The following is a 25929-nucleotide window of genomic DNA, read 5'->3' as shown; positions in this document are numbered from 1 at the left end:
CGCACCGTCTTCCGGTGAGTCACCCCGCACCACGTCGGCCGCACGGATTCGACGAATTCGATTGCCTCGGATCGCGCGCGGTGACCTGCTCGCCTGCTCGCTCTATCTCGCGCTGGCGGTGTTCGTCCTGTCCGGCCAGTGGCGCGACACCTCGAACGGCTACCTGATCAAGAGCGGCCAGGACCAGACCATGTGGGAGTGGTTCTTCGCTCTCACCGCGCATTCGGTCACGCATTTCGAGAACCCGCTCGGCACCACCCTGCAGAACTATCCGGCAGGCGTGAACCTCATGGCGAACACAGCGATGTTCGGGGTAGGCGTCCCGCTCACCCCGGTCACACTGATCTTCGGCCCGACGGTCACCTTCGTGCTTGTGCTCACCCTCGGCCTGGCCTGCACCGCATTCGCCTGGTATCGGCTGTTCGCGCGAGAACTGGTGACATCCCGACTCGCCGCCGGAATCGGCGGACTCTTCTGCGGATTCGCACCCGCCATGATCTCGCACGCCAACGCCCACCCGAACTTCGTCGCCCTCGGGCTGCTCCCGATCATCGCCGGGCTGCTCATCCGCATGGCGCGTCGCGCGCTCGCGGAGTCGCCGGAATCGGCCTGCGACGCGACGACCACCATCTCCAACAGGTGGCAGCTCGCGAAGCAGGCAGCGCGAGCGCGCAGCCGAGACACGGCCCAGCTCGATCCGCAGACCGCGAAACCGTCATCGCGAGCGCGCAGCCGAGACACGGCCCAGCTCGATCCGCAGACCGCGAAACCGTCATCGCTAGCGCGGGGGCGGAACGCGATCCGGCTCGGTTCGCGGTTCGAGACGCCTGCGCGGCTGGTGCGCCTGAGCGGTGTGCTTGCCGCGACGCCTGCGCCGCGGGTGTGGGGTGGGGATGCGGTGCGGCTCGGTTTGCTGGTCGCGACGCAAATCGCGTTCGGCGAGGAACCGCTGCTGATCTTCGCGCTGGCGTTCGCGGTCTTCGCGTTCGTCTACTACCTGCACACTCCGCGCGCCGGGGTGCGGGCCGTGTCGGGGATCGCGCCGACGGTCGGGGTGGCGGCGTTGATCACGCTCGCGCTCACCGCGATTCCGCTGTGGTGGCAGTTCTTCGGCTCGCAGAGTTACCGGTCCATCGATCACGGGCCGATGGGCAACGATCTGAAGGCCATCGTGCAGTTCCCTTCCGAATCGCTGGGCGGGTTGTTCGCGCCGGGACAGTACGTGGCGATCAACGAGACCGAGCAGAACGCCTACTTCGGCTGGCCGCTGCTGTTGCTGCTGGCCGTCGCGGTGCTGATGCTGCTGCGCGATCGGGTGGTGCGGGCGGCGACCGCGGTGATCCTGGTCTTCGGCGTGCTGTCGCTCGGCGCGGTGGCGACCATCGGCAAGCGACCGACCGGTGTCGGACTGCCGTGGCGCTGGGCCGAGCGGGTGCCGCTGCTGAATTCGGTCCTGGAGACCCGGCTGACGATGGCCGCGATACCCGCCATCGCCGTCGTGCTCGCCATCGGCGTCGAACGCGCGGTGGCCACGTGGCGGGAATCGGCCGTGGACTGGAAGCCGCCCGCCTGGTTCGCGGCGCTGGCACTCGCCGCGCTGCCCCTGATCCCGACCCCGCTCCCCGTGGTCGACCGCGCCCCGACCCCCGCCTTCTTCGCGGACGGGTCGATCCGCGCCTACGTCGGCGACGGATCGGTGGTGATGGTGCCCCCGCCACGCCCTGCCGACGCCGAACCGCTGCGCTGGCAGACCGAGACCGGTTTCGAATTCCCGCTCGCGGGAGGCTATTTCGTCGGCCCGACCGGTCGCGACAAGAAGGGCATCTACGGCCCCGAATTCCTGCCGACCATGGCGCTGCTCGTCCGCACCGGCGACACCGGCGTCGTCCCGCCCATCGGTCAGGAAGAACGCGACAACACCATCGCCGACCTGAATTCCTGGCGCGCCGACGTCCTCGTCCTCGCCACCTCCCGCAACGCCGACGCCCTCCGTCACACCGTGACCCAACTGGTCGGATTCGCCCCGACCCGCATCGACGACGTGTGGGTCTGGGACGTCCGCCACCTGCGCTGAGCACGCACCGGCCGGTGGCGTGTGACGCGGTGGCTAGCATGACCCCCGTGCGCCCGGACCGATCGACACCCGCGTTTGCCCGTTACCGCCTGATCGCCCTCGTTTCCGGCTTCCTCGGATTCGCGCTGGCGCTGCTCGCCCCGCTGCTTCCGGTGCGCCAGGACCGGGCGACGCTGGACTGGCCGCAGGCGGGCAACAGCACCGATGTCGCGGCGCCGCTGGTCTCCTACGAGCCGCTGCGCTTCACCGCCACGCTGCCGTGTTCGATGCTGCCGCGCGACCAAGGCGCCCAAGCGCCGCGCGACCAAGGCGCCCAAGCGCCCCGCGACCAAGGCGCCCAAGCGCCCCGCGACCAAGGCGCCCAAGCGCCCCGCGCCGCGGAGACGGATCGGGCCGGGGCGACCGGATCGTCGAAGACGTTGCTGTCCACCATCCCGGTCGACTCGGGTCAGGCCGCGACCAAGGGCCTCGTCGTCTCGGTGTCCGAGGGCACGCTCGCCGTGGTGCAGCGCGATATCCCGCTGCTGTCGGCGCCGGTCGCGGAGATCGGGGCGTGCGATTCGGTCGTCATCGATTCCACCGCCGCCGCGACCACCGTGGAATTCACCGGTGTGACCCGCAAGGACGGCTCGGCGTTCCGCACGGTCCTGCCGCGCGACGTGCGTCCGCAGGTGGTGGGGATATTCACCGATCTGGACGCGAGTCAGGTCGCGGCCGCGCGCGTGCACCTCGACATCGATTCGCGGTTCTCCTCCACTCCGACCGCGCTGAAACTGATCGCCATGATCGCGGCGGCGGTCTGCACCGTGATCGCGCTGATCGCCCTGCACCTGCTCGACACCTCCGACGGCCGCCGGGCGCGGCGCTTCCTGCCCGCGCACTGGTGGCGCTTCGGGCTCGCCGACCTCGCCGTCCTCGGCACCCTGGCGCTGTGGCACATCATCGGCGCGAACACCTCCGACGACGGCTACATCCTCAATATGGCCAGGGCGTCGGAACATTCGGGCTACATGGCGAACTACTACCGGTGGTTCGCGGTGCCGGAGGCCCCGTTCGGCTGGTCATACGAGGTGCTGGCCTGGATGACGAAGATCTCGGCGGCGAGCCCGTGGATGCGGCTGCCGACGCTGGCCGCGGGCGTGGTGTGCTGGCTGGTGATCAGCCGCGAGGTGTTGCCGAGGCTCGGCGCGCGGGTCCGCAGGCACCAGGTCGCGTTGTGGACGGCCGGACTGGTGTTCCTCGCCTTCTGGCTGCCCTACGACAACGGCCTGCGCCCCGAACCGCTGATCGCCGCGGGCGCGCTGCTCACCTGGTGTTCGATCGAGCGCGCCATCGCCACCGGGCGACTGCTGCCCGCCGCGATCGGCGTCATGATCGCCGCCTTCTCGCTGGCCGCCGGACCCACCGGACTGATCTGCATCGCCGCGCTCATCGCCGGGTCGCGGCCGGTTCTGCAGATCATCGTCAAGCGCGCCCAGGGCAAGTTGCCCAGCGCCGACGCGCCGCGACCGATCGAGTCCCGTTCTTTCGGCGCTCTCGCCTACCGCTACGCGTCCCTGCTCGCGCCAGGACTCGCGGCGGGCACCCTCGTGCTCATCGTCGTCTTCGCCGACCAGACCCTCGCGACCGTCATGGAAGCCACCCGCGTGCGCACCATCGTCGGCCCCAACGTGGCCTGGTTCGACGAGCGCACCCGTTGGGATTCGCTGCTCATGCTGTCCCCGGACGGGTCGCTGGCCCGGCGTTTCGGCGTGCTGATGATGCTGCTGTGCCTGCTGGTGTGCGTGCTCCAGGTGCTGCGCAAGGGTCGCATCCCCGGCACTTCGCGCGGTCCTTCGGTGCGCATTCTCGGCATCGTGTTCGCCTCGCTGCTGCTGATGATGTTCACCCCGACCAAGTGGACCCATCACTTCGGCGTCTACGCCGGACTCGCGGGCTCGCTCGCGGCGCTGGCCGCCGTCGCGGTCGGCAGCACCGGTATCCGCGCGCCGCGCAACCGGGCGCTGTTCGCCGCCGCCGTGCTGTTCCTGCTCGCCATCACCTTCACCGGGTCGAACGGCTGGTGGTATGTCTCCAGTTACGGTGTCCCGTGGTGGGACAAGTCGCCGCTGATCGCGGGAAAGGGTCTGTCCACCGCATTCCTCGGGCTCAGCGTGCTCGCCCTGCTCTGGGCGATCTGGCTGCACTACCGCGAGCCGTACCGGGCGCCCGCGCCGCCGAATCGGTTCGACCGTTTCGCCTCGGTTCCGCTGACCGTCGCGGCCGCGCTGCTCGTGCTGTTCGAGGTGGCGTCGCTGGCCAAGGCCGCGGTGACCCAGTACCCGGCCTATTCGATCGCGAAGTCGAATATCGAATCGCTGGCAGGCGATTCCTGCGGTCTCGCCAACGACGTTCTGGTGGAGACCGATACGGCGGACTCGGTGCTGCTGCCCTTCGAGGGTTCGGTGGCGGACGGCCTTTCGACGCCGGACGCGACGAAGGGATTCAGCCCGAACGGCGTGGCCGAGGATCTCACCGCCGACGCCGAGGAAACCGTGACCGGCGGCGCGAATTCGGTCGAGAAGGATTCCGACAACAAGACCACCAACACCACCGGCGCGGGCACCGGCGGCGGCACCAGCGAGCGGGTCGGCGTGAACGGCAGCACCGTGACGCTGCCCTTCGGCCTCGATCCGGCGCGCACTCCCGTGCTCGGCAGCTATCAGGAGGGCGAGCAGCGCCAGGCCACGCTCCGATCCCAGTGGTATCGGCTCGATCTGACCGACAGCATGCGCCACGACCCCGCCTACCGGGTGCTCGCCGTGACCGCGGCGGGCCGCATCCGGTCGGTCGACGCGGACGGCGTGCTCACCTACGGTCAGGAACTGCGCGTGGAGTACGGCGTGCGCGGCGCGGACGGCGCGGTGGAAATGCTCGGGTCGGTGGATCCGCTGGATATCGGGCCCGCGCCGTCGTGGCGCAACCTGCGGGTCCCGCTGGACCGGTTGCCCGCCGAGGTGAACGCGGTGCGTCTGGTGGCCGTGGACAACGACATCACGGCGCGGCAGTGGCTCGCCGTCACCCCGCCCCGGTTGCCCCGCTTGGCGAGCCTGGATTCGGTTGTCGGTTCGTCCGATCCGGTGCTGCTGGACTGGCACGTCGGCTTGGCCTTCCCGTGCCAGCGGCCCTTCGACCACCACGACGGCGTCGCCGAGGCGCCGCGCTGGCGCATCCTGCCGGACCGGGTCGGTTCCGATGCCGCCAATGCCTGGCAGGACGATATCGGCGGCGGTCCGCTCGGCTGGACGGGTCTGCTGTCGGAGGCGCAGACGGTGCCGAGCTATCTGGACGAGGACTGGGGACGCGATTGGGGCGCACTCGAGCGCTTCACTCCGTACGAACCGAGTGCCGCGCCCGCGACGATCGACGTGTCGGTGGTGAATCGCGGCGGATGGTCGAAGCAGGATCCGATCCGGATTCGCTGACTTCGCCGACCGCCGCTTCGGCGCCGCGAGCGTCTCGGACAGCGCGCGGATCAATAGCCGACGCGGCGGTTTTCCGCTGGAACCGACCGCCGCATACCCGCCGAAGTGAGGCGATGCGGAGATGATACGTCATCATTCGCGAATGCCGAGAAGTGTGAGACGTGACACATCTTGGCGAATCATCGTCACGTCGGTGATGTTACCGGCATATGACTCAAACCTCCTGGTACAGCGCGAGTTTCGGCAGGGTGACGCGCCAGTAACCGTTGGTGGGATTGCTCGGCGAATTACAGTTTGGGAACGTAGGGTTGTGGGTATGACAGCAGCCTTCGATGACATGGATCTGCGCGATCTCGTCGATCTGCTCACAGATGACGAGAAGCGCGAGTTACGTCCGGCCGTACTTCGAGTGCTCGGTCGCCTGCCCTCCCAGGAGGTGCTGCGCCGCGAACTCGGCAGGCGCATGGAGGTATGAACGGACCGAACACCGCGACCGCATCCCGCCGAAGACCCTGAACCTTCGCCGATCGAAAACAGCCTCGTAATACGCAGCAGGGCCGTAGCGTCACCGACGCCACGGCCCTCCTACTTTTTCGGCCCTTCTATCCTCAGAACACCCGCAACTGACCCGGCGTCCACAAGCCGGTGCGTGTTTCCGTGCCGGTGTCGAGTTTCGCGGGGGTGGCGCTGCGGTCGTACTGGTCGTAGCGCTCCAGGGAGCCCCAGTCGCGGGCCCAGTCGTCCTTCATGTAGGTCGGGACGGTTGTGGACTTCGCGAGCATCTGGGTGAATCCGAGCGGGCCGCCGAATTCCTCGGCCTGCCAGGTGTTGGTGGAGCTGATCGCCAGCGGGCGGTCGGGCAGGATGCGGAAGCCGGGGACTTCGGCGACGCCGTCGCGGTGGTCGAACGGGCGCTGGCACGGGAACTGCAGGCCGACCGCCCAGTCGAGGAGCACCGGCTGATCGGCGCCGATGTAGCTGTCGAGCGACTGCAACGTCGGCATCCGGGGCGGGGTGAAGGCCAACCACTGGTCGCCGATCAGGATCGGGTCGTTGGCGACGATGCGCACCGCGTCGGCCTCGGGCGCGATCTCGTCCAACGGCACCCGTAGATTGCGCCAGGACGGGAACGGGCCGATATCGCGCGGCAGGTAGGTGCCGAGCTTGTCGACGCCGCCGTCGGCGCGGCGCTTGCCGTAGTCGACGGTGAGGGACTGGCCGTACTTCATCGCGCCGGTGTTGTCGAAGGACAGGATGCGTCCCGCCGCCGAGATCACCACCAGCGGTTTGTCCGCGGCGCGCGGCGCGAGTTCGTACCAGCTCGAGGTCAGCAGCGCGGGCTTCTGCACGCCTTCCTGGTAGCTGCCCATCACCGGCGTGGTCGCGGGGTCGAGGCCGAAGGGCAGTGCGACGGTGCTCCCGTTGACGCCCTGCGCGCCCTGCCCGCCGCCGGTGCCCGCGCTCTCGCCCTCGGCGAACGCGGCGCCGACCGATTGCGTCGAGGTGTTGCCGGTGCCGGGCTTGACCTCGACACTGTCGGCGGACAGGTCGTCGGGCACGCCGTTGGCGTCGAATCCGACCGGCGCCACACCGGCCAGCGGGTCGCCGTTCAGCGGCGGCTCCGCCGGGTCGACGATCGGTCGCAGCCTGCCGCCGTTCGCGTTCGGTTCCACCAGAATGTCATTGGCCAGACCGCAGGCGTTGCCGCCGATCGCGTCGAAGTTCGAGCGGGCCAGCGAATAGGCCGGGTACTGCGCGTAGGCGCCCTTCGCCAGCGACAGCACCTCCACCGCGACCATGAGCGCGGCCACCACGGTCAGCGGGATCGCCGCGAACCGGCGAATTCGCCTGCCGCGCGCCGACTTCGGCGACGCCTCCGGCGGAACGTACTGCTCGCGCAAGGTGAACCAGGCGACCAGCGCCAGCGCCGCGCCGAACAGGATCAGCATGACGGTGTTGGACTGGTATCCGAACAGCGAGATGCGCTTGTCGAACCACGGCACCCCGAAACTGGACACGTACCAGTAGCCGTTGATGCCCGAGAAGGCCAGCGCGAGCACGAACAGCAGCCCGGCCAGGAATATCGCGCGGTTCTTCCTGGCTCGCAGCGCCGTCGCCGACACCGCGACCGCCGTCACCGCGGCCAATGAACCGGCGATGCCCGCGTAGGCGCCGAAGTGGTGGGTCCACTTGGTCGGGTTGAACATCATGAAGAAGATGGTTCCGATGACCACGCCCATGAGCCGCCAGGTCGGGCCGCTCGCGATGCCTGGCACCTGCCTGCGCCGCAACAGCACCAGCATGGTCGTGAACAGGCACAGCAGCATCACCAGGAACGCGAAGCGGCGCGACAGCGAACCGTCGACCGTCTCCACGAACAGGTAGTAGTAACGCAGGTAGTCCTCGTACCAGGCGAGGTTCGGGCCGGTGATCTGCCTGACCCGGTTGGCTTCCTGGATCGCGGCGAAGGTCTGATCGCTGTAGACCACCGTGAGCACCAGTAACCCGGCCGCCGCTATCGGCGCGAGCAGCGGCAGCGTGCCGTGCTCGCGATGCCTGCGCACCACGATCCGCACCAGCGGCCGGATACCGGCGAGCAGCGCCGCCACGCACATCAGCCCGGTCGGTGCGGCCGCCAGCGTGAAGGCCGCGATCAGCACCGCCGCCGCGGCGGGCAGCAGCCGCCCGGTCGCGATGGCGCGCTCGATGGACACCCAGGTCAGCAGTGCGCCGAGGGCGACGATGGGTTCCGAGCGCAGGCCGTTGTCGAAGGGCAGCCAGAACGCGAGGAACACCAGGCCGCCGGTCCACAGCGCCACCCGACTGCTGCGCACGCCGCGCCCGAGCCGTGGCACCACCTCCCGGCTGATCACCATCCAGCACAGGATCGCGCAGGCCAGCGCGGGCAGCCGAACCCACGGACTCGCCGTCGAGATCTCGGCGAAGACCTGGATCACGTAGTAGTACCAGCCGAACGGCGCCTCCGGCACGCCGTACCAGCGGAAATAGTTCGCCATGTAGCCCGCGTGCGGCGCCACCCGAACCATGGAGAGGATGTAGCCGTCGTCGGAGGTGTTGGCGCCGACGAAATGCCACACCAGCAGGGTGCCGATCACCGCGCCGTCGGCCCACGACGGCTTCAGCCAGTTCGCAGGCAGGAAACGGCGGTGCCCTCGGCCGTCGCTGCCGTCGAGGCGCGCCAACGCGCCGAGCGCGATCAGCGTGCACAGCACCGCGCCGATCATGGCGAGCAGTTTGATCAGCGTCGGGCCGGTGGTGAAGCGGGTGTCCACCGTCATCGTGAACGACAGACCCGTGGGCGCCGCGCCCTCCAGATCGGAGAACACGCCGACCACCTGCGGGCGCAGGTCACCGAGCAACTGCCCCTCGACCGGAACGGCCACCGACTCCTTCGCGCCCGGCGCGCCACCCTCGACCGGCCGCTCCACCGTCTTCGTCAGACCGGCGAACTCCGCGCGCGTGCGCTCGTCGTTCGAATCGATGACGATCGAGGAACAGCCGCCCATGTCGGCGCGATCGGCGGTGGCGACCACCGCGTTGCGGTCGACCACGTCGACCGAGGTCTCCGACACCCGCACGAACATGGCCTCGAGGGCCGCCCGGTCACCCTGCGGCGGCGCCGTCGCCAACAGCATGCCGCCCTGCGGCGGCAGCGACCCCACCGCGGCGCACGGAATGACGGCCCGCAGATCGACCGGCACCTGCGACATCAGCGGCGCCTGCACATTGCCGAGCGTGTCGCCCTGCGGCCAGTTCAGCACCGCCGTGGTCTGGGTGACCGGCAGGAACGGCGTCGCCAGCGCGAGCAGCGCCCCTATCAGTCCCGTCACCAGCGCTATCACGCGCGCCACCCGGAAATCGCGCGGAGCGACCTCCGGGATCGGTGTCGGTTTGGCGAGGACTGCGGTTACGGCGTCGGGCACGGTTGGACATGCTATCTTCCCGTCCGATCCGCAGCGTGTCCTGTGAGCATCCGATCGCGCCGAAGATCGATTCAGGGCGCCGTCACGCACCGCGAAATCCGAGGTGACGCGCCGCGACACCGGGCGCGGCCACCGAAAAACGGGACCGAATCGCTGACCCCGCACCCCCTCCGTGGAAAGGTAGAGGTATGACAAAGGTGAATCTCGTAACGAACTTCGGGCCGATCGTGATCGAACTCGACGACGCCAAGGCGCCGAACTCGGCCAAGAACTTCGTGGAATACGTGAATTCCGGACACTACAACGGCACCATCTTCCACCGCGTCATCCCCGACTTCATGATCCAGGGCGGCGGCTTCGAACCCGGCATGCGCCAGAAGGGCACCCAGGCGCCCATCCAGAACGAGGCGAACAACGGCCTGAAGAACGACAAGTACACGGTCGCGATGGCCCGCACCAACGACCCGCATTCGGCCACCGCGCAGTTCTTCATCAACGTCTCCGACAACGCCTTCCTCAACCACAGCGCGCCGACCCCGTCCGGCTGGGGTTACGCGGTGTTCGGCAAGGTCACCGAAGGCACCGAGGTCGTCGACAAGATCGTCGGCGTCACCACCGGCTCCGCGGGGATGCACCAGGACGTGCCGCGCGAGGACGTGGTCATCGAATCCGCCACCGTCGCGGGCTGACCGACCGAGAATCGACGCGAATCGGGCCCGTCATCCCCTCGGGATGCGGCCCGATTCCGGTTCACAGCGGCAGCAGATGGTGTTTGCGCGGATTCCGCGCCAACTGCTTGTCACGCAGCAATTGCAGCGCCCTGCGCAATTCCAGGCGGGTCGCCGACGGCTCGATCACCGCGTCGATGTAGCCGCGCTCGGCCGCCACCCACGGCGTCGCCATCGTCGCGTTGTAGAAATCGATCATCTCTTTGCGCATCGCCTCGCGCTGATCCTCCGGCGCGGCGGCGATCTGGCGTCCGCCGATCAGGCTCACCGCGCTCTCCGCGCCCATCACCGCGATACGCGCGGTCGGCCACGCCAGATTCACATCGGCGCCGAGCTGTTTGGAACCCATCACGGCGTAACCGCCGCCGTAGGATTTGCGGATCACCACCGTCACCTTCGGCACCGTGGCCTCGACGAACGAGAAAAGGAAACGGCCGCCGCGTTTGATGACGCCGATCTTCTCCTGTTCCACGCCGGGCAGAAAACCCGGCGTGTCGACCACGAACACCAGTGGAATCTCGAACGCGTCGCACAATCGCACGAAATGCGCGGCCTTGTCCGAAGCGCGGGCGTCCAGCGCGCCCGCGTACACCATCGGCTGATTGGCCACCACACCGACGCTGCGCCCGTCGACGCGCGCGAATCCGGTCAGCACATTGCGACCCGCCGAACCGCCGACCTCGTGGAAGTCACCGTCGTCGAAGATGCGCAACAGGATGTCGTGCATGTCGTAGGCGGCATTATCGGAATCCGGCACGATCGAATCCAAGGCCAGATCGGATTCGGTGATCCCCGGCTCCATGCCAGGATTCACGATCGGCGCCGTCTCCTGGCAACTCGTCGGCAGAAAACCGAGATAGTCGCGCACCCACTCGAAGGCCGCCGCCTCGTCCTTCGCGACGTGGTGGATATTGCCGTACTCGGCCTGACTCTGCGCGCCGCCGAGTTCCTCGAGACTCACGTCCTCGCCGGTGACCTCGCGGATCACCTTCGGCCCGGTGACGAACATGTACGCGTCCTCGGTCGCCACCACCACATCGGTATTGATCGGGGCGTACACCGCGCCGCCCGCGCACTTGCCGAGAATCATGGAGATCTGCGGCACCAGACCCGAGAGCGGCTCCTGGCGACGGCCCAATTCGGCGTACCAGGCCAGCGACGTCACCGCCTCCTGCACGCGCGCGCCGCCGGAGTCGTTGATGCCGACCACCGGGCAACCGACCTTCGCGGCGTACTCCAGGATCAACGCGACCTTGCGGCCGAACATCTCACCCACCGACCCGCCGTACACCGTCTGGTCGTGGGAGAACACCGCCACCGGACGGCCATCGACCAGCCCGTGCCCGGTGACCACGCCGTCGCCGTAGAGCGCGTCCGGATCACCCGGCTTGCGCACCAACGCGCCGATCTCGACGAACGTGCCTGCATCGAGCAGCATGTTGATCCGGTCGCGCGCGCTCGGGATGCCCTTCGCGGCCCGCTTCGCCACTCCCGCTTCACCCGCCGGTTCCTGCGCCAGCTCCAGGCGCTTGCGCAGATCGGCGAGTTTCTCGGCAGTAGTGCTCACTTGGTTCCCTTCGCCTCGATGGCGATCAGTTTCGCGGTGAGGTCGGCGCCGATCTTGCCGATGCGCGGCTCGTCCACGATCTGCAGGTGGTCGCCGGGGATGCGCACGATATCGAGATTCCGAACGTACTCGTCCCAGCCGCCGTTGGGCCGCCGGTTCGCGAAACGCGGTTCGAGTTCGATCGCGCCGTCGTGGTAGCGATCGGCCAGGTAGAGGGCGACTCGACCGTCGTAACGGGTCGGGGTGACCCTGGCCAGCGCCCGGAACTCGATCCACGAGGTGCGCTGGTGCTCCAGCACGCCGCCGGGGATCTTGGTTCCGCTGATCTTCACCAGGTCGCTGATGATCGTGAACTGTTCCTCGTCGTCGGCCGCGGCCAGTTCCTCGAGCTGCTCGCGCGGCAGTTCTCCCTGCACGCCGTAGGTCTTCTTGGCGAACTCCTGATAGCGCTCGATGCGACGCACCCGCTCGGCCGAACTGTTGTCCTCCGGATCGGCCGGAATCGCCAGGTCGATCAGGCCGACCAGCGCCACGTCGGCGCCTTCGGCACGCAACTGCTGCGCGCACGCCATCGCGAGCACCGCCCCGAGGGACCACCCGTAGAGGATGAACGGCCCGTCGCCCTGGATCTTGCGCAGCTGCGGCACGTACTGCCTGGCGCGTTCTTCGATCTCGCCCTCCGCGCGCTCGACGCCGAACATCGGCGTGTCGCTCGGCAACCGCTTGAGCAGCGGTTCGTAGACCAGGGTGTTGCCGCCCGCGGGATGGAACACGAAGACAGGCACCGCGTTCGAGCCCGCGACCGGTGCTCGCAACGTGCGCACGAACCCGTCGAGTTCGGCGCCGGTGTCCTGCAGGGTGCGCACGATATCGGACAACTGCTCGATGGTCTCGCAGTCGAGGACGTCATCGACGGTGAGTTCGGCCCCGATGCGCTCGGAGAGCCTGGCCGCGAGTTTCTCCGCGACCTCCTCTTCGAGGATCGGCAGGGTGTTGAAGATGCCGCCCGCCGACTTACCGGTGACGATCGCCCAGGTCGCGTAGGTCAGGCGCTCGGGAGCGTCACGCGGCGGAACGTCCTCTTCGTCGGCGCCGCCGCCCTGCGCGCCGAATCCGGCGAGCACCGAATCCGTCGCGTCCGCACCGACCTTCGACTGTTCCTCGGCGACCGAGCCGGTGGTCTCGGCGCGCTCGGCCTCGTCCGCGATCGTCTCGACAGTGGCACCCGGTCGCGGGGCGGCCTCCCCGATTCCCGCGGTAGAGCCGTTCACCTGCGCGGTCGAGTTACCCGCCTTGGCCGCAGCGGTTTTCGCGACGGCGTCGGAGTCCTGCTGTGCGCCGGTTCCATTCACCCGCGCGGCAGACTCTACGCCCGCGTCGGAAACTCCCTGTGCGCCGAGCCCATTCGCCTGTATGCCCGACTCACCGGCATCGGAAGCTTCCTCCGCACCGAGTGCGCCTGCCCCGCCTGCCGAATTATCCGCCTGTCCGGCAACGGCTTTCGCGATGGCATCGGGATCCTCACCGGCGGCGAGCGCGGCGCGGGCGGCGGCGGCGAATCCGCCGTCCACCGAGATGTCCTCGCCCGCCGCCTGCTTGTCGGCGATGGCTTGGACCTCGTCGCGATGGTCGATGGCGTAGCGAAGCACCTTGCCGACCTCGGCCAGATTGGCGTCGCGCACGGCCTGGATCTGCAGCTGCGGGATGTCGAATTCGTATTCGACGCGGTTCTTGATGCGCATGGCCATCAGCGAGTCGAGGCCGAGTTCCATGAGCGGGATCTCCATCGGGAGATCCTCGACCGCGTAACCCATCGATTCGGCGACGATCAGCGCGAGCCTGTCCTCGATGGTCTGCGTGCCGTTCGGATCCCAACGGTCACCGAAACTGTCGGCGCCGACGATCACTTCGACGCTGTCGGCCGCGACGACCGCCTGCTCGACGGGCGTGACCACCGCGGATTCCGGCAGCGGCGCGCCCGAGGTCACCACGGCGTCCAACAGCAGCGTGAAGTTCGCGCCCGACCGCGCGTGCACCTGCACCGACGCGCCGCCGGGATGCGGGGTGAGGGTGGTGGTCAGCGTGCCGACGATCGGTGCGGGCGCGTGCGTGACGGTCGCGCCGAGCGCGACATCGGCGAGCACCTGACCCGCCGCCGCCCGCGCCAGCGCGGTGAGGTCGCCGACCGGACCGGCCTGCACCTCCCAGACGTGCCGACCGTCCGGCAGCGCGACGTGCGCGCCGGGAATCCGGTCGCTGCCGCCGCCTGCGGCGATCTTGGCTTTCGGCCAGAACTCCTTGCGCACGAACGTGGTTCGCGGGATATCGGCGAACTCGCCCGCGGGCAGCAGCGACGGCAGGTCGACCTTGTGGCCGTGCACGTACAGCTGCGCGAGCGCACCGACGACGCCTGCCGACTCGTCTTCCTTGCGCTTGAGCGTCGGAATCAGCTGCGCGTCGTGCACGCCCGCCGCGAAGGTGGTGCCGAGCACCTGCATGAGCGCCACCGAATTCGGCGCGAGCTCGAGGAAGGTGGTGTGGCCTGCGTCCACCGCGTTCTGCACCGCGTTGGTGAAGTACACCGCGTGGCGCATGTTCTTGACCCAGTAGTCCTCGTCGTGGATCGGGTCGTGACCGGCGCGGAAGAATTCCTCCTTGTGCACCGTCGAGTACAGGCCGTGCCGCAGCGCGGTGGGTTCGATGCCCGCGAGTTCGGCGGCCAACTCGCCGAGCAGCGGGTCCATCTGCGAGGTGTGCCCGGCGCCGCGGGTCTGCAGCACGCGGGCGAATTTGCCCGCCGCCTCGACCTGCGCGACGATCGCGGCCACCTGGTCGCGCGGACCGCCGATGACGGTGTTGGTCGGCGCGGCGAAGACCGCCATCTCGACGTCCGGATACTCCGGGAGCAGCTTCTCCACATCGGCGACGCCGAGTTCGACCAGCGCCATATTGCGCACGTCGTCCTCGGTGATCATGGCCTCGCCCTCACCCATCAGGCGCGAACGCGCGCAGATGACCCGCACCGCGTCCTCGAGCGCGAGCCCGCCCGCGATGTAGGCGCCCGCCACCTCGCCCATCGAATGGCCGACCACCGCTTCGGGTTCGGCGCCGTGCGCGCGCAGGACGGCGGCCAGGCCGATCTGGACGGTGAAGATGCCGACCTGGGAGGTGCCGACGTCGTAGTCCTGACCGTCGTCGAGGATCATTTCGCGGATCGAGTAACCGGCCTCGTCCTGGACGAGTTCGTCGACCTCGTCGACGGCCCGGCGGAAGATGGAATTCTCCGCGTAGAGCTGTTTGCCCATCTTGCGGTGCTGCGCACCGAAGCCCGAGAGGACCCAGATCGGCGCCTTGACGGCAGGCGCGTCGGCGGTGAAAACGCCCGCACCCGGCTTGCCCTCCGCGATGGCGCGCAGACCGGCGACGGCTTCCTCGTTGGTGCGCGCGATCACAACGCCGCGCGAGCGCCAATGGCTGCGGCGGGCCAACGACCTGGCGACATCGGCCAACGGCACCTCGCTGCCCGCGGATTCGAGCCAGTCGGCGAGTTCGCCCGCAGCGCGACGGCGACGCGACGGCAGGTATCCGGAGACCGCGAGGATCACCGGCAGCGGTTCGGTGCGCTCGGCGGTCCATTCCGGTTCGGGCGCGGCGCCATCGTGCGCCGCGCCGCCGACACCGGCGAGTTCGTCGGTCCGGGCGAGGTCGGCGGTCTCGGCGCCGTCGGTCTCGGCGAGCTTCGCGGACTCGCCATCGAGATCGCTCGCACCGGGTTCGGAAACCGCGGCGGACGGGACGTACTCCTGGATCACGATGTGCGCGTTGGTGCCGCCGAAACCGAACCCGGAGACACCGACGGTCGCGACCCCGCTGTAGCGCGGGAACTCCGTCGCGGCGTCGACGACCTTCAGATTCGCCTGCTCGAACGGGATGAACGGATGCGGGCCCGCGAAGTGCAGATTTCCGGGAATCACATTGTGCTGGAAGGACATCAGGACCTTCGCCAGACTGGCCGCGCCCGCGCCCGACTCCAGGTGACCGAAGTTCGTCTTCGCCGAACCGAGCAGCGCGGGCTTGTCGGCGTCGCGTCCGCGACCGACCACCCGGCCGAGCGCGTCGGCCTCGATCGGATCACCGATCAGGGTGCCGGTGCCGTGCGCCTCGATGTAGTCGACGGTGGAAGGCTTGATACCCGCGTCGCGGTACGCGCGGCGCAGCACGTCGGCCTGCGCGTCCGGGTTCGGGGCAAGCAGACCGTTGGAACGGCCGTCGTTGTTGATCGCGGAGCCCTTGACGACCGCGAGGATCCGGTCGCCGTCACGTTCGGCGTCGACCAGGCGCTTGAGCACGACGAGCCCGCCGCCTTCGGAGCGGACCATACCGTCGGCGTCGGAGGAGAACGCCTTGATCCTGCCGTTCGCGGCGACACCGCCGTTCCGGTCGAAACCGAGCGTGGCCAGCGGCGCGAGCAGCATGTTCACACCGCCCGCCACCGCGAGGTCGGCCTCGCCCGCACGCAGCGCGCGCACCGCCTGGTGCACCGCGACCAGCGTCGAGGAGCAGGCGGTGTCCACCGACACCGAAGGGCCGCGGAAGTCGTAGAAGTAGGAGACGCGGTTGGGGATGATGCTGGAGACGCTGCCCATGATCGCGTACGCCTCCGCCGAGGCGGGCACGTTCGGATCGGGGTCGCCGAGCCCGAGCGCGGCCAGCAGCTGGAAATCGTTGCCGGTCGAGCCGATGTAGACACCGACGGCCTCGCCGCGCAGCTCACTGGCCGGAATCCTGGCGTGCTCGAGCGCCTCCCAGGTGAGTTCCATCATGAGCCGCTGCTGCGGATCGACCCGCTCGACCTCGATCGGCGACATCGCGAAGAACTCCGCGTCGAACCCCTTGACCACCTCTTGGTCGAGGTAGCCGCCGAGGGTGTTGCCCTCCTCGACCGCCTTCGCCACCTGCGGGTCGGCGGTGAACTCCGACCACCGGCCCTCGGGCCGTTCACGGATCGCGTCACCGCCGCCGATCAGGAACTCCCACGTCGACTCCGGCGTGTCACCCGCGCCCGGCAGCCGGGTCGACAGACCGACGATGGCGATGTCGTGCGCCTCGTCGGCGGTGAGGGCGGTGTAGATGTCCTCGTTGCCGGATTCCTCCGGCGCGTCCGGCTCACCGTTGACGATGCGTTCGGCCAGCGAGGCGATGGTCGGATGCTGGTAGACGACCGTCGCCGTCAACACCACCCCGGTCAGCTCCTCGATATCGCCGCCGAGGGCGAGCGCGTCACGCGAGGCGAGGCCGAATTCCTCCATCGGCCGGTCGACGGTGATCTGCTCGACCGCCTGACCCGTCGCGTCGGCCACCCAGCGCCGCAACCACTCCCGCAGCTCCGCCACCGAAATATCGGCCTGCGTGACCTGCTCACTCGATACCGCGTCGACCGGTGCGCCCTCGGTCGCCGGTGCGGGCGTGCCCTCGTTGTCAGCCATCAATTCCTCAAGCTACCTGTCTGCGTACCGGAGGCGCCGCCAAATTGACGCTCGGTGGTCTGGTCGAGCGATATCGAGCACTCGGAGCGGAACTACTCTTCGGGTGCATCGGGGAAAGCCTGCTGGGTGTAACCACCGCGCAGTGTTCCCTCCAGGTATGCGGTCTTGCAGGCCCGACGCGCGATCTTGCCGCTCGAGGTCCGCGGGATGGAGCCCGCGGGGACGAGCAGCACGTCGCGCACCGTCACGCCGTGACGCTGCGAGATCGCGGCGCGCACCGCGTCGGCGATCGGCAGCGGATCGGCCTTGCCCGCGCCGGGCCCGCGCTCACCGACCACGACCAGCTGTTCGGAGGCGTCGTCGGAATCGAACTTCAGCCCGGAATGGCTGTCCTGGGCGAAGACCTCGGCGGGCAGCTGGTTGGCGGGCACCGAGAACGCGGCGACGAATCCGGGGCGCAGCGCCGAGCTGGCCTCCTGAGCCGAGAATTCCAGGTCCTGCGGGTAGTGGTTGCGTCCGTCGACGATCACCAGGTCCTTCACGCGACCGGTGATGTAGAGCTCGCCTTCGAAGTAGACGCCGTAGTCGCCGGTGCGCATCCAGTTCGCGTCCGGCTCGGTGCCCTCGGCGTGCGAGCCCTCGGCGATCCGCTCGGCTACCTTGTTGCGGAAGGTCTTGGTGGTCTCTTCCTCGCGACCCCAGTACCCGATGCCCATGTTGTTGCCGTGCAGCCAGATCTCACCGACCCGGCCGTCGGGCTGTTCGTGGCCGCCGTCGGATTCCACGGTCTCCGGGTCGACGATCACCGCCCACTGCGACAGCGCGACATATCCGCAGGACACCTGGGCGATCGAGTTCTCCGCCGCCTGGTCGACCTTCACCATCCGACCGGCGTTGAGTTCGTGCCGGTCCACGTACACGACCTTGGCCTCGTCCTCGGCCTTGGTCGCCGAGACGAACAGCGTGGCCTCGGCCATGCCGTAGCAGGGTTTGATCGCGGTCTTCGGTAGGCCGTACGGCGCGAACGCCTCGTTGAACTTCTTCATCGAGGACGTGGTGACCGGTTCGCTGCCGTTGATCAGGCCGATCACGTTCGACAGATCCAGCGTCTCGCCGTTCTTCGGCAGACCGCGCGCGGCCGCGTGCTCGAACGCGAAGTTCGGCGCGGCGGCGAAGGTGCCCGCCCCGTCGGAGACCGCCGCCAATTCCTTGATCCAGCGGTACGGGCGGCGCACGAACGCGCTCGGCGACATGATCGTGATGTACCGGCCGCCGACCGCGGGCAGGATGACCGTGAGCAGCCCCATGTCGTGGAACAGCGGCAGCCAGGTGACGCCGCGCGAATTCCAGTCCAGGTTGATCGCCTCGACCATTTGCAGCAGGTTCGTGCCGACACCGCGATGGGTGATCTCAACGCCCGCCGGTACGCGAGTCGACCCGGAGGTGTACTGGAGGTAAGCGATATCGTCGATCTTGATATCCGGGCGCACCCAGTTCTCGGCGATACTGTCCGGGATGGCGTCGACGGCGATGATGCGCGGACGCTGCGCCGCGGGCAGTGCGCGGAAGAACTGGCGGACGCCCGCCGCCGAGGAACTCGCCGTCAGGATCGCCGAGGGCGTGCAGTCGCCGAGCACCGCGTGCAGGCGATCGGTGTGACCCGGCTCGTCCGGATCGAACAGCGGCACCGAGATGCAGCCCGCGTAGATCGCGGCGAAGAAGGAGATCACGTAGTCCAGCCCCTGCGGGGCCAGGACGGCGACCCGGTCACCCCGCTTGGTCACCTGCTGGAGACGGGCGGCCACCGCGCGCAGCCGTACGCCGAATTCCTGCCACGTCAGCTCGTGCACCTCGCCGTCGCGCTCGCGCGAGTAATCGATGTAGCGGTACGCCAGCGTGTTCGCGTCGTTCCTGGTGTGCTTCTCGACGTGATCGACCAGGGTGTGATCCTCGGGAATACGGATGTTCCCGGTTTCGTCCAGGTAGTCGTCGAAAGTCTCTTCCATTCCTTCTTCTCCTCCGAGGCACACGCAGCAAAACGGCTATCGCCGCTGTCGTCTGTGAGGCCCCGACTCGCTTTCGCCGCGGGTGCTCCAAATGTAGAGAGTCGACCTGCGATTTTCCTGCGGCCTGCGCGGTGACCGCTATCGGCTAGATGTACTCAAACCAGAGTCATGTTACAGAGAAGAGCGGCTCACTCGTCTCGCAGCATGGGGATAACCGGTGCGAAAGCATCCATCTGCGTGGGGAAAACTCCGACGTAGGACATCGAGGTGAGTTGCCGCACACGTCGGATCTGCTCCGCGATCTCCTCGAAGGTCCCGATCGCCACATACGGCGAGGAGAGAATCTCCTCCACCGACAGTTTCACGTCGACCTCGAGATCGGGATGCAGACCGCGATCCAGCGCCGACAGCGCCATCTCCGCCGTCTTCTCCCGGTCGTCGGTGATCACGATCGCGGTGATCGCCCAATTCAGCTCGATCTCGGGGAAACGGTCGCCCGCCGCTTCCTTGATCAACTCCACCTTCTCGATGGTCTTCTCCAGGGTGATGCCCGAAAGCAGACCCTTGCCGCCCTTGGTGGTGATCGGGACGATCGAGATGATGTCGGCGTGCTTGGCCGCGAGGCGCAGCATCTTCGGGCCGCCGCCGCCGGTGCAGATCGGCGGACGCGGACCCTGCCGCGGCCGCGGCGTGCCCTTCACCCCGTGCACCTGGTAGTAGGTGCCGTCGAAATTGCACTCCTGACCGCGCAAGAGCACGTCGAGGATGGTCAGCGCCTCGTCCAGCTTCGCCAGTCGCACACCCGGCGGATCGTAGGTCAGGCCCGCCGCCAGGTATTCGTCCTGCTTCCAGCCCGCGCCGAGACCGACCTCGAGACGGCCCTTCGACAGCACATCGATGGTGGCGAGATCCTTCGCCAACACCACCGGATGCCGGAAACCGTTGGCCAGCACCGAAGTTCCGAGCCGAATCCGCTCGGTGGCCTGACTGAGCGCGCCGAGCGCCGCGATCGGACCGATCTGGTCGCCGAGGTGATCCGGCACGAAGAACGTGTCGAAGCCGTACTCCTCGGCCTGCTGCGCGGTCTGGATGAACTTGCGGGCCCCGCCCTCCTGCTTGTTCCCCTCCCCCGCGGCTCCGAAGCGGAAAGGTCGCAGGGGAACCCCCTGCGCGGTCACCCCGGCCGCTGCGCTGTTGGCCGCGGCCGGTGCGGCGGCTTGTGTCATGAACTCATGCTCCTGGCTGTCGGTGTGCGATCCTCGATCACCGGACGGGGTGATCGCCGCTGAGCGCCACGACATCCGATATGCCGTGCCAATTGACGGCTAGCGAACGTCGCGATCATCAGCGCACTTTACAACGTGCGAGCCAACCAGAGTACGGATGTCACGGCACGCGATGCCTAAACACCGGTCCTCCCGGTCACGACTGTGAGACCTCATGAATGCGCGGGATGCGGCGCGGCCTCGATCAGATCGGCGGCCCACGCCGCCATCCACGCCGTCGAAGTCGTTCCGTTCCCGTCCACGACGAAGCCGTTGTACAGCGCGTGCACCGGATTGCCCACCGCCCGCACCAAGGTCAGAACACTGCCGACGAAATTCACCGGACTCAACGCCTGACGTGGCGAATCGCAGATCAGATCACTCGGCGCGCAAATACTGAACGTACGGTCGGCCAACGAGCCGAAACCGCCGGGACGCGCTCCCGTCATCGTGATCCCCGGCACCTTCACACCGGTCAACGCGATCTCCGCGCCGACACCGCCGGGCACGGGCCCGATCTGGGTGGCCTCACCCGCGCCGGTGTCACCGGTACGCCGACCATCGGCGATCAACGCGACACCGAGCACCGACTTCGCCGCGACAGGCCCCTTGTCGGCGCCGATCATGCTCGCCACGTCACCGGCGATCACCGCGCCCTGCGAGAAGCCTGCCAGCACGTAGGTAGTCAACGGACAATCCTTGGCACGCAGTGCCATGAAATCGATCATCCGCTCCGTTCCCTCGGACCGGCTGTTGTTGTACGACTGCTGCCCGTCCGGCGGAATCGCCACCGGATTCGAGAACTGCGCCACATACGGCACCGTGTACACATCCACCCGCTCCGACGGAAATCGCTGCTGAATCGGACGCGACACGTTCAACATCAACGACGCCGGATTCGCCGACGGGTTATAAGGATCGTCCCCGCTACCCGACTCCCACGTCCCTGGCACCGAGATCATCTGCACATCGGGACACCACGCGGGCTGCGAAGTCGGCTGCTCCGGCGGCTTGGGCGGCTTGGGCGTCCGCCCACACCCCGCCAACATGTACCAAGCAGCCACCACGATCACCGCCACCAGCGCGAGTCCCCCGAGCAGCGAAAGACACCCCGCGGGCCGAGACCGGCGGGACACGGAACCGCGACGCGCACTCACTGGCAGTACGTCTGCTTAGCCGTATCGATATAGATCTTCCCCGCCTGCTCCACCGGCATCTTCGCCGGATCGAACGACGGATCCGACCCGGCCATGGCATTCACGAACGTGGACAAGTCGGCCTCCGACGCCCCCGCCGCAACCCCCTGACAGACATAGGCGCCGATACTCAAAGCGATATCCGGACTGGCCGGATTGATCCCCTGCGCCTTCAACGAGTCCAAGAACTTGCGATCCTTGTCGGCCAAACTGGAAGTGTCCTGCTGAGACGGCGCAGGAGCGGGCGCCGGACGCTCAGGAGTCGTCTCCTGGGACGGCGGCGGCTCAGGCTGCGGAAGCGAGGACGACGCAGGCGCGGACGCGGACGGAGTCGACGGCGCCGACACCGCGGACGAAGCGGTGGTGCTCAACGTCGGCGTACTCGAGGCAGTCGAATCGTTGTCACCACAAGCGCTGAGCAGACCAGTCGCGGCAAGAACAGCAGCGACGCCTAGAACCTTTCCACAGGTCCGATACATGAAATCGTGTCCTCGATCTGGTTACTCGGGGTCAGGTCAGCCCCCAGCCTAGCCGCGGGCGCAGACGCCGATGCTCGGACCAGAGGTTTCCCGGCCCCTTCAGCAATCCCCCGAACGCCTCCCCCCAAACCCACCCACCCCCGTCAGAAGCGAGCCCGACAAACTCGGCCCCACCACCCGCACCCACCCTCACGGAAGCCCGTGAGTCTCCGCCTTACTGTCCCGAATGGTGATGAAGCCGGTCTGAAAGTTCTGCTGACTCCCCCCGGGGATAGCGAACTCATCCGACACGGGATACCCCAGCTTGCCGTTCTCGTACCCCTGCTCTCTCCACACATCCATGACCGGCCCACTCCGAACAGTCCAAGCACCGGAAAGAGGACTCCAGTAGACGTTGCCGCCTTCGAACACACCGATCCGCCCGAGATCCTTCAAGGGAGCTTCTTCGGCCGCGGGAAACCCCAACCAACCGTTCTCATACCCCAGCTCAGCGTATTTGCCGAGAATCAGCCCCTGCACCCGATGCGCACCGGTTTTCTGGCTGTAGTAGAACGGCCCGCCTTCGAACGCCTGAACGACCCCGTCCTTACCGGGAGTCCGAGCTTCCGGAGCGACGGGATAACCCGCGGGTCCCCGTTCGAAACCTTGCCGACCCCATTCCTCCTGTATCGCACCACGCACCACCTGAGCACCGGTCTGGGGCGTCCAGTACAGAGCCCCGTTCTGAAACGCCTGGAACCGACCCCGACCGTCAGGAAGCGCTTGTTCGACGCCGACGGGCAGACCGAGCGCACCCGCAGGCCCCAGCGCAGCCTGATAACCACCGCCGACCGGCCCACCGACCGGATTCGCGCCCGCAGCCTGGGAGTAGAACACTCGACCGTGGCGAAAGTCTTGAGCCAGGCCGCCTGCGACCGGGTATTCGGTGGTGAGGCAGTCCCCCAGCCAAGCGTTGGCGGCAGCGGTGTCCCCGATGGCGCCACCGAGTTCACACGCGGGTTTGCCCTGCTCGGCACCGAGCGCCGACGCCGCCTGCGCCCACGATTGCCGCATCTCGAAATCCCAGTACGGCCATGTATGAGTACCGGACGGCCGGTAGTTGACCTGAGCGGGAATGGCCAGTTCGGTCAGTTTGGTGACGAAGTTCTGCGAGGTGAGCCGAGACAGAATCTCCAAACCCATCCCCGCGTAATTGGTGCTGATTCCAGGTATCCCCGCGGTCTGATCGTGACGCCCGGTCGCCCCGCTCCCGCTGGAGATGTAGAGACTGACCCCTTTCAGTTTCTCCGCCAACGCGTACGGATCGTGCGCCTCCCACAGCGGATTCGTCGGCGGCCCCCACATGGCGGCGGAGTGGTAGCCCCCCGCGTCACGCATGGCGAATTCGATGGCCTGCGGCATGCCGAGCGTCGTCGTGGTGAGAAACCCCGAATAGGACGCCGCATAGCGGGCGAATCCGGGATTGCGGGCCGCCAGGAACATCGCGGCGGTACCCCCCATGGACAGCCCGGCGATCCCGCGCGTGTCGGTGGCACGCCACTGGTTCTCCAGCAGCGGCGGCAGCTCCTTGGTGAGAAACGTCTCCCACATGTAGGTCCGCCCGTTGTCGGGCTGGATCCAGTCGGAGTAGAAACTGGACTGCCCACCGATGGGCAGCACCACGGTGACGTTCTTGTCCGCGTAGAAGTCCTGCGCTCCCGCGTCTTTGGTCCACCCGTTCTCGTCGTCGGTGGCCCGCAGCCCGTCGAGCATGTACAGCACCGGGAAACGCGCGTCGGGGCGGGCGTTCCAGTCGCGGGCGAGCAGCAGTTGGATCTGCACGGGCGTCGCCATCGACGGCGACTGCACCCACAGCGCGACCCTGCGGTCGCCGAACCACACCGCTTTCTGCACGGACGCCTCCGCCGGTGTCGCGGTCGGCTGCGCGGGGGCGGGAGCGGCCGCGGTGAACGGCAGCAACAGCGCGGCGGCCAGCGCGCCGAGCCGCATCCGGGTCGCCCGTGCGCCGCGCCGACTCCGTCTCCCCGGTCCGAACGTCTTCCCTGCCACCGATGCTTTGTACCGCGACGCCCCGCGTGTTCCCGGTAGGACTCGCGGACGGTGAGCTAATCAGAATTCAGCCGTTATTCACCGCTCTCACATGCGATGATGTCCGGTTCGCCGAATAGATCTGCCACTCCAGCGACGATTCAGCACCCATTCAGCTATCGGAGGTCGGCAAAGTGTTTGCCGCCGTGCGCCATTCACCGCCCGCGACAACGAAAACGGCGCCACCACCCTCGAACCGAGGGGGTGGCGCCGTCGATCGACGAACGCTACGAGATCACCAGGCGCCGGTGGCGTCCAGGATGCCCTTGCGCGCGTTGAAGAGCTGGCCTTCCCAGTACTTCCAGGAGTGCGTGCCCGAAGCCGGGAAGTCGAAGAACGCCGGGATGCCGAGCGAGTTCAGGCGGACCTGGAACGCGCGGGTGTTGACCAGCGACAGAGCCTCGAGGGCCATCGCGTTGCTGGTGTTGAACACGCCGACCGGCGAGTTCGGGCGATCGAACTGCCCCGGCAGGCCGCTGGCCGCCGAGATGTACATCGGCAGGCCCTTGAGCTGCGGCGCGAAGACGAACGGGTCCATGCGCAGCCACTGCGGGCTCCACGGCGCAGCCATGGAGTCGACGTTGAAGCGTCCCGCGTCCAGCATGGCGACGCGGATGGCCTCGCGCATACCCGGCGCCGAGATGTTCAGGTAGCCGGAGAAGGCGGAGGCCTGCTTGAACTGGTCGCGGTGGTAAGCGGCCAGCGCGAGGGCGGCGCTGCCACCCATGGACAGGCCCGCGACGGCGTTGTTGGTCTTGGAGACGCCGTAGTTCGCGAGGAAGTTCGGGAGTTCCTGGGTGAGGAAGGTCTCCCACTTGTAGGTGGTCTTCTGGCCGTTGGTGTTACTCGGCGATACCCAGTCGGTGTAGAAGCTGGACTGGCCGCCGACCGGCATCACCAGCGTGATGTTGTCGTTGGCGAACTGCTGCATGGCGTTGGTCTCGAAGGACCACGCGTTGCGGTCGTCGCGAGCGCGCAGCCCGTCGAGCAGGTAAAGCGCGGCGCTGCCGCCGCGCGAGGCCCACTGGACCTGGACCTTGATCGGCCCCATACCCGAGGGAACCATCAGTTCCTCGTAGCCGCCCGCGGGTGCGCGCAGCACCGGGGCGGGGGCGGCTACGGCGGCGGTCGGGGCCGCCAGTGCACCCGCGATCGGTAGCGCCAACGCGGCGGCACCGACAGCAAGAATTCGATGGCGCCAACCACGAGGTGCGCCTCGCCGGCCCGACTTGACTCTCCTCGGCGCGGCGGCCCTGCCGAAACGCATGAATGCTGCTCTCTTTCTGCTGTTGTGGCCTCACCCGCACCCGTGCGGGCAGGGCAACACCCGTGTCGCCAACGAGACGCACGCCACAGTCGAACCGGACCCCGACTCGCCGGTTCGTATGGCAGCGCTACAACGATGTGGTCACACTTACGCTCGCAGGAGGATATTCGACGCCCGAATCCTTAGCAAGGTCGAGACATCTCCGGTGGCCGAAATCCGCCCGCGCACAATCTGTGATGGTGCGGAGACCCTATCGCGTTCATCCCGAGATGTCGTCCCGGACGGCGAATTCGTTAACACGCGGGGACGAGATCGCACACACGGCGAAGCGCGGCGATACCGACCGTACCGGTTCGTGACGCCGG

The 25929-nt window shown here is 67.9% G+C and carries 13 protein-coding genes; 4 read left to right on the top strand and 9 right to left on the bottom strand.

The genetic code is table 11. The annotated features are described in order from the left end of the window. Window positions 1–61: 61 nt before the first annotated feature. The 3 genes from IT779_RS37940 to IT779_RS22275 all read left to right on the top strand — a co-directional run bounded on the left by IT779_RS37940 (window position 62) and on the right by IT779_RS22275 (window position 6013). Window positions 62–2074 carry a hypothetical protein gene (locus IT779_RS37940; protein ID WP_232541977.1) on the top strand — a complete coding sequence of 671 codons (2013 nt, stop codon included), beginning with the start codon at window positions 62–64 and terminating at the stop codon, window positions 2072–2074. Window positions 2075–2112: 38 nt separating this feature from the next. Beyond that, window positions 2113–5538 carry an arabinosyltransferase domain-containing protein gene (locus IT779_RS22280; RefSeq protein WP_196151327.1) on the top strand — a complete coding sequence of 1142 codons (3426 nt, stop codon included), beginning with the start codon at window positions 2113–2115 and terminating at the stop codon, window positions 5536–5538. Between the two features lie 316 nt (window positions 5539–5854). Next, window positions 5855–6013 carry a hypothetical protein gene (locus tag IT779_RS22275; protein ID WP_196151326.1) on the top strand — a complete coding sequence of 53 codons (159 nt, stop codon included), beginning with the start codon at window positions 5855–5857 and terminating at the stop codon, window positions 6011–6013. Between the two features lie 133 nt (window positions 6014–6146). Here the strand turns inward: IT779_RS22275 and IT779_RS22270 are convergent, their stop codons facing one another. After that, window positions 6147–9482, bottom strand: a complete 3336-nt coding sequence (locus tag IT779_RS22270) for an arabinosyltransferase domain-containing protein (protein ID WP_196151325.1) — start codon at window positions 9480–9482, stop codon at window positions 6147–6149. Between the two features lie 188 nt (window positions 9483–9670). Here IT779_RS22270 and IT779_RS22265 point away from each other — a divergent pair, with 188 nt between their 5' ends. Continuing rightward, entirely contained in the window at window positions 9671–10171 is a 501-nt protein-coding gene (locus IT779_RS22265; protein WP_196151324.1) for a peptidylprolyl isomerase, read from the top strand. A 61-nt stretch (window positions 10172–10232) separates the two neighbouring features. On the opposite strand, the gene IT779_RS22260 is transcribed toward IT779_RS22265, so the two are convergent. The 8 genes from IT779_RS22260 to IT779_RS22225 form a co-directional block, all read right to left on the bottom strand. Then, window positions 10233–11777, bottom strand: a complete 1545-nt coding sequence (locus IT779_RS22260; RefSeq protein WP_196151323.1) for an acyl-CoA carboxylase subunit beta — start codon at window positions 11775–11777, stop codon at window positions 10233–10235. Further along, the gene (gene pks13, locus IT779_RS22255; protein WP_196151322.1) at window positions 11774–17263 is read right to left on the bottom strand and encodes a polyketide synthase Pks13; all 5490 of its coding nucleotides are present in this window, start codon (window positions 17261–17263) and stop codon (window positions 11774–11776) included. Before pks13 ends, IT779_RS22260 begins: the two co-directional genes overlap by 4 nt. A gap of 92 nt (window positions 17264–17355) precedes the next feature. Then, window positions 17356–19269 (bottom strand): long-chain-fatty-acid--AMP ligase FadD32, encoded by a 1914-nt coding sequence (gene fadD32 / locus IT779_RS22250; protein WP_196151321.1) that lies wholly within the window; start codon window positions 19267–19269, stop codon window positions 17356–17358. A gap of 188 nt (window positions 19270–19457) precedes the next feature. After that, window positions 19458–20495 carry an LLM class F420-dependent oxidoreductase gene (locus IT779_RS22245; RefSeq protein WP_196151320.1) on the bottom strand — a complete coding sequence of 346 codons (1038 nt, stop codon included), beginning with the start codon at window positions 20493–20495 and terminating at the stop codon, window positions 19458–19460. Window positions 20496–20707: 212 nt separating this feature from the next. Further along, a complete protein-coding gene (locus IT779_RS22240; protein WP_332838910.1) occupies window positions 20708–21670 on the bottom strand; it encodes a cutinase family protein in 963 nt (320 codons plus the stop codon). Between the two features lie 17 nt (window positions 21671–21687). After that, window positions 21688–21939, bottom strand: a complete 252-nt coding sequence (locus tag IT779_RS37935; protein WP_232541976.1) for a DUF732 domain-containing protein — start codon at window positions 21937–21939, stop codon at window positions 21688–21690. 459 nt (window positions 21940–22398) lie between these two features. Continuing rightward, entirely contained in the window at window positions 22399–24198 is a 1800-nt protein-coding gene (locus IT779_RS22230; protein WP_196151465.1) for an alpha/beta hydrolase-fold protein, read from the bottom strand. A gap of 334 nt (window positions 24199–24532) precedes the next feature. After that, entirely contained in the window at window positions 24533–25564 is a 1032-nt protein-coding gene (locus tag IT779_RS22225; RefSeq protein WP_196151318.1) for an alpha/beta hydrolase, read from the bottom strand. Window positions 25565–25929: the final 365 nt, after the last annotated feature.

Origin of the sequence: Nocardia bovistercoris, from assembly GCF_015674855.1 — a bacterium.
Classification (GTDB): Bacteria; Actinomycetota; Actinomycetes; order Mycobacteriales; family Mycobacteriaceae; genus Nocardia; species Nocardia bovistercoris.
Note: the sequence above shows the minus strand (reverse complement) of the source record. Positions and strands in the feature narration are given on the sequence as shown.